Source organism: Mesorhizobium sp. M4A.F.Ca.ET.022.05.2.1, from assembly GCF_003998845.1.
In the GTDB taxonomy this organism is placed as follows: domain Bacteria; phylum Pseudomonadota; class Alphaproteobacteria; order Rhizobiales; family Rhizobiaceae; genus Mesorhizobium.
The window spans coordinates 1-5384 of record NZ_RZOJ01000410.1; the positions used below are offsets into that span (position 1 = coordinate 1).

The following is a 5384-nucleotide window of genomic DNA, read 5'->3' on the forward strand; positions in this document are numbered from 1 at the left end:
GTTACGGCCGATGCGCCGCTCGATATGCTCATTGACCATATCGCCTATCTCGTTGACAAGCTCGGCGACGACAAGGTCGGCATGGGCTCGGATTTCGACGCCTCGGATTTGGACGGGCCGACGGTACCGACCGGGGTCCGCAGCGCCGCGGGATTGCAGAATCTGGTCGAAGCCATGCGTCTTCGCGGTTTCGACGAGCCGACGCTCAAGAAGATCTGCCACGGCAATTGGTTGCGCGTTCTCGCCGAGACCTGGGGCGAGTAGGAAAAGACGACATGTCCCAGGCTTGGCCCGGGACCCAGTCCGCCAGCTCTGCCAGCAGGACCTATTACCAGGAAAGGAAAAAGGAACAAGCCTGTCCTGCGTGCCAACGTTCCTCTGTCTGCAGTAACGACCCGGGCCTACCCGGGCACCGAAGTGGACAGTCGGTGGGTATTCAGAGAATCAGCAAACCCTCGGTGATCACCTCAAGCCCTGCCGCCTTAGAGCATAGATAGATAGCCTCGCGCAGACAAGCAGCCGCAACTTGCCTCAGATGAAATACCACACAACATTAAACTAACGAAGAAGGGAACTGAATAATGACGATCTCCCGGCGTGACTTTATGAAGACGGGCGTAGCTGCCGGAGCGGCTGTATCCATGCCGTCGGTGCTGCGGGCGCAGACGGCGTCAAGCGCCGCACGGACGGTGCACATGGTGGTGGGCGACCTGAGTGTCTTTGATCCGATCTGGACGACGTCGGGGCCCACCCAAATGCACGGCTTGGCGATTTACGACACGCTGTTCGCGCCCGACTCGAAGTTCATGCCGCAGCCGCAAATGGTCGAGAAATGGAGCGTTTCTGACGACAAAAAAAGCTATACATTCGAGCTTCGGGACGGCCTTGGCTGGCACGACGGCACACCGGTCACCGCGGCGGACTGTGTCGCCTCAATTCGGCGTTGGGCTGAGGTGAACCCCGGTGGGCAGCTGATCATGGCGCGCGCCAGCGACATCTCCAAGAAGGACGACAAAACTTTCACGATCGCGCTCAAGGAGCCCTTGGGACTTCTGATCGATCTCCTGGCGGATGTTCTTGCGGCGCCAGGCCTGTTCATCATGCGAGAGAAGGACGCCAGTCGCCCGGCGAGCGAACAGGCCACGACGAAAATCGGATCGGGGCCGTTCAAGTTCAATGAGGCCCTTGCCCGGCCGGGTGCCAGCTATACGTACGATCGCAACGAAAAATATGTGCCCCGCAAGGAGCCGTCCGACGGGTTGGCTGGCGGGAAGATCGTCAACGTCGATCGTGTCATCTGGAATGTTATCGCCGACCAGCAGACGGCGGTGGCGGCGTTGCAAGCAGGTGAGATTGATTACTACGAGACGCCGCCGGCCGATCTTTACCCATTGATCGAGAGCGATCCCAACCTTCAACTCGATGTTCTGGACAAGGGGGGCCGGGACCTAGTCTTGCGCATGAACTTCCTGCAGCCGCCGTTCGACAATGTCAAGGCGCGCCAAGCGATGCTCCATCTGATCGATCAGGAGGCTATGTTGCGTGCGGTGCGCAGCGACGCAAAATACATCAGCCCCGTCACTTCGATCTTCGGCCAGGATACGCTTCTATCCAATGACGAAAACACGGGATGGTACAAGAAGGGCGGCGACCCGGAAAGAGCTAAGCAGCTATTCCAGGAAGCGGGATATGCCGGTGAAAAGATCATAATTCTCGATCCGACCGATTGGGTCGACGGCGACAATCTTTCGCAGCTTCTGGCGGCTTCGCTGCGGAAGATTGGGATCAATGCCGAGCTCGCGCCAATGACCTGGGCTGCACTATCCACGCGTCGAGCGAACAAAGGACCCGTTGAGAACGGCGGTTGGAACGTTTTCCTCACGGACGAATCGGAATATTCGCTCAGCCATCCGCTCACGCAAGCCTCTCGAACCGCGAATGGCGATAAGGCTTGGTACGGTTGGCCGAAGAACGACGAATACGAAGCGCTGCGGGCAAAATTGGCAGATGTCGCAACGCTCGACGAACGCAAGGCGCTTGCCCGCCAGATGCAAGGGATCTGGTGGGACTTCGTCGGCGATGTGAGGTTGGGAAAATATACCACCCCCATAGCGCGACGTAAGGCCCTTACCGGCCTCATCCACATGCCGGAGCTCCTCCCGATGTGGAACATGCAGAAGGCCTCGGCCTAATGACCGCCTATATCCTACGCAGAGCAGTTGCGGGGCTGCAGCCTGCGACGCCGCAGGCGCTGTCCAGCATGGAGTCGGCATGCCTTCAAGATCATCGTCGCCGTCCTTACCTTCGATTTCGATACGACTGGCGTGAGCACGGGGGCCTGCTGGTCGGTAGTGACGAGGACGCGGCGCCTGGTCCTTCGGCTGCAGATGTCCGCTGAGGCACCGGATAAAACCTGCTTTCCCTGCCGGGAAGTACGTATGAGTGGATCGAGCGATCTTGCAAATGAAACGTCCTCAGGACGGGCTTTCAACCTTTGTCATGAAGGAGGTGCCGTGCACCTGGCCAATGCGAGGCGGCAACAGTGAAGCATGTATGCCGCCAGTAAATGCGAGCGTCAAAGTCGCTGTCGACGGTACAGTTCGTCCATATGTGCAATACGTTCGATTTGTCCAGGTAACACTTCGAACATTGTGGCGAAAAAGCTACGTCTAATCATATAACGCTGACAGGCTAAACCTTGCACTTGCACAAATGAGGTCGCGGATAGCGTCACGCTGTGAAGGATGCATTGCGATGTGCGCCTGTTTTGATCGTGGGCAAAGACGGTCGTCCATTCGCTGTTCTTCCCTTTTTTATTGAGAGGCACAAGTTGAAACCGCGCGACGGCTGCTAGTCTAGGTCGCGAGCATACGAAGACGCCACATCGCCGTCCTCCAAACTTCATATCTTCAACGCTCTTTCGGCGGCTTGCTGAGGGAATGCTAATGAGAAAGCCCACATATGTCCGGGTCGAGTGATCTTGGGGATGAAAAGCGCCAGACCGAGCTTTCAAGCTTTGTCATGAGGGAGGTGCAGCGCATCCTTGCCCAGTGCGATGACGCGAGGCAGGGTGACAACGCTGCTGTTGCGCCTTCGGGTTCTCCGTCCAACGATTTGACCGCCGTGGCCGCCGAATTTCTTGGTAGGCTCGAGGCCGAAGCAGCGCGACGGCTAAACGCCCAGGCGTGTGAGATCGCTTCGCGACCCCGGCCAGCCAATCATCCGCTCGGGCATCCGATTTTAGAAGATTGCCCGAGAGAAGGCGCGCGCATTGCAGAGTGGGCCGGTCCAGTTGCGGGGTCGACGCATCTCGAGAGACGTTTTGGAATACCGCGGTCCACGCTGCATTGGTGGCAGCGGCACAATGATGTGGTTGCCTTTCGGAGAGGCTCCCGCAAGCATGTATTTCCCCTGGCTCAGTTCATCGACGGCAGGCCTATGCCCGGAATCAGGCAGGTCCTTTCCTCGATCTCCGATCCCAGATTGGCTTGGCTGTGGCTGACCAGGCCGTCGCCTCTTCTCAAGGGTCGCGTTCCTATCGAATTGCTCAGAGAAGGTGCCAACACAGAAGTCGTTGCATCGGCCGCCCAGGCTATTTCTCTGATTGGATCTATCTGACGATCGGCCGGACGCCGATGGCTGTTTGCGCACATTCCATAGGTGCGCAAATGGCCGATGTGCCAATTGTTCGATTTGTGCAAATGTACAGTTGTACAATTTGTGCAAGTAATACTGTCAATTTAGTGGTAAAATTGCAACTAATACTTGGATATGTGGCTGGCAAAGCGAATTTGAACTTGCACTAATTAGACCGGTGAATAGCGTCCGAGCCGGGAAGGATGCATCGCGATGCGCATCTTTTTCGATCGTGGGGACAGGGAGCGGTTCGTCCATCGACGTCCTCGCCCTTTTTCAATCAATGAACGGAGATCAAGTATGAACATCAAGAGCCTTCTTCTCGGCTCCGCTGCGGCCCTGATCGCAGTTTCCGGCGCCCGCGCCGCCGACGCGGTGACGGTCGCCGAGCCGGAACCGGCTGAATACGTCAAGATCTGCGACGTCTATGGCGCCGGCTATTTCTACATCCCTGGCACCGAGACCTGCCTGCGTATCGGTGGCTATGTCCGCTGGGATGCTTCGGCTGGCCAGGAAGGTTCGTTCGACGGGCGTCGTGCTGTCGACCATGAGGACGGCAGTATCAACGACACCTGGCACAAGAAGGCCCGCCTCTCGCTGAGGACCTGGACTGGTCAGGAAACAGAGCTCGGCACCTTGAAGACCTACACTGACACCCGCTTCAACTATTCCGACGGCAGTAACAGCAGCTCGCTGAACTTTGCCTGGATTCAACTCGGTGGGTTGCGTGTCGGCAAGGACGATTCGGCCTTCGATTCGTTCATCGGTTATGCCGGCAACGTCATCAACGATACGCTGGTTCCCTATGGCGATTTCGACACCAACGTCGTGCAATACTACTTTGATGCCGGCAACGGCTTCTCGGCCGTGGTCTCCCTCGAAGAAGGCTCTGGCACGGTCGGTACGATCGACAGCTACGTTCCGCATGTCGTCGGCGGCGTGAAGTACACGCAGGGTTGGGGCGCCGTCACCGGCGTCGTTGCTTATGATAGCAACTACGAAGAGGTGGCCGGCAAGGTTCGCTTGGACGTGAATGCGACCGAGGCGCTGGCGCTGTTCATCATGGCCGGCTACGGCACTGACGACAATCTCAACGACCCGACCTATGCGATCCCTGCAGGCGACCGCGGCTTCTACAAGCAGTGGGGCGGCAACTGGGCAGTGTGGGGTGGCGCCACCTACACCTTAAACGAGAAGACTGCGTTCAACCTCCAGGTGTCGTATGATGAAGCCAAAGAGTTTGGCCTTGCGGCGAACGTCGCCTACAAGATCGTCCCGGGTCTCACGATCACGGCCGAAGTTGACTGGGCTCATAACGACCACGACAGCAACGGTTACAACTGGACCGGCATCCCCGCTGGCAAGAGCAACGCTGTCGGCGGTATCCTCCGCTTCCAGCGCTCGTTCTGAGGATTGAAGGGCCCGTTCGCCGCGTTCGAAGCGGTACCTGCGAGCCTTCAATTTGGTTGTCGGCGGATTGCTTGATCATTGACCTCCAACCCAAGCATTCGTCGATGAGAAGGGCGCCCAGTTCCCGGGCGCCCTTTTCAGACTTATCGATCGGGTTTCGTCGCAAGCGAGATGGATCGCAATACTCCAAAAGGCGTTGTCACGTTGTTTGAAATGCGGCCGCGTGAGGTCGACACCTCGCTTTTCAGGCAGGCCGTGCGCTTATGGCTTCCCACGCGGCCATGGCCCGGCGTCGATGGGTTCGAATTGTGCTGCGGAGCGGTTTGGTCTGCGATGGG

Annotated in this window: 4 protein-coding genes; 3 read left to right on the forward strand and 1 reads right to left on the reverse strand. The window is 58.0% G+C overall.

Annotation, left to right across the window (positions count from 1 at the left end; translation table 11 throughout):
* The 3 genes from EN745_RS29130 to EN745_RS29145 all read left to right on the forward strand — a co-directional run.
* A partial coding sequence (locus tag EN745_RS29130; protein WP_189363191.1) for a membrane dipeptidase occupies positions 1-264 on the forward strand: 264 nt, incomplete at its 5' end.
* Between the two features lie 317 nt (positions 265-581).
* Positions 582-2192, forward strand: coding sequence for an ABC transporter substrate-binding protein (locus EN745_RS29135; RefSeq protein ID WP_127422830.1), 1611 nt, complete (start codon positions 582-584; stop codon positions 2190-2192).
* A gap of 1744 nt (positions 2193-3936) precedes the next feature.
* Positions 3937-5046 carry a porin gene (locus tag EN745_RS29145; protein ID WP_127422832.1) on the forward strand — a complete coding sequence of 370 codons (1110 nt, stop codon included), beginning with the start codon at positions 3937-3939 and terminating at the stop codon, positions 5044-5046.
* Between the two features lie 143 nt (positions 5047-5189).
* Here the strand turns inward: EN745_RS29145 and EN745_RS36585 are convergent.
* The coding region (locus EN745_RS36585) for a hypothetical protein (protein ID WP_210213779.1) at positions 5190-5384 on the reverse strand (195 nt) is incomplete at its 5' end.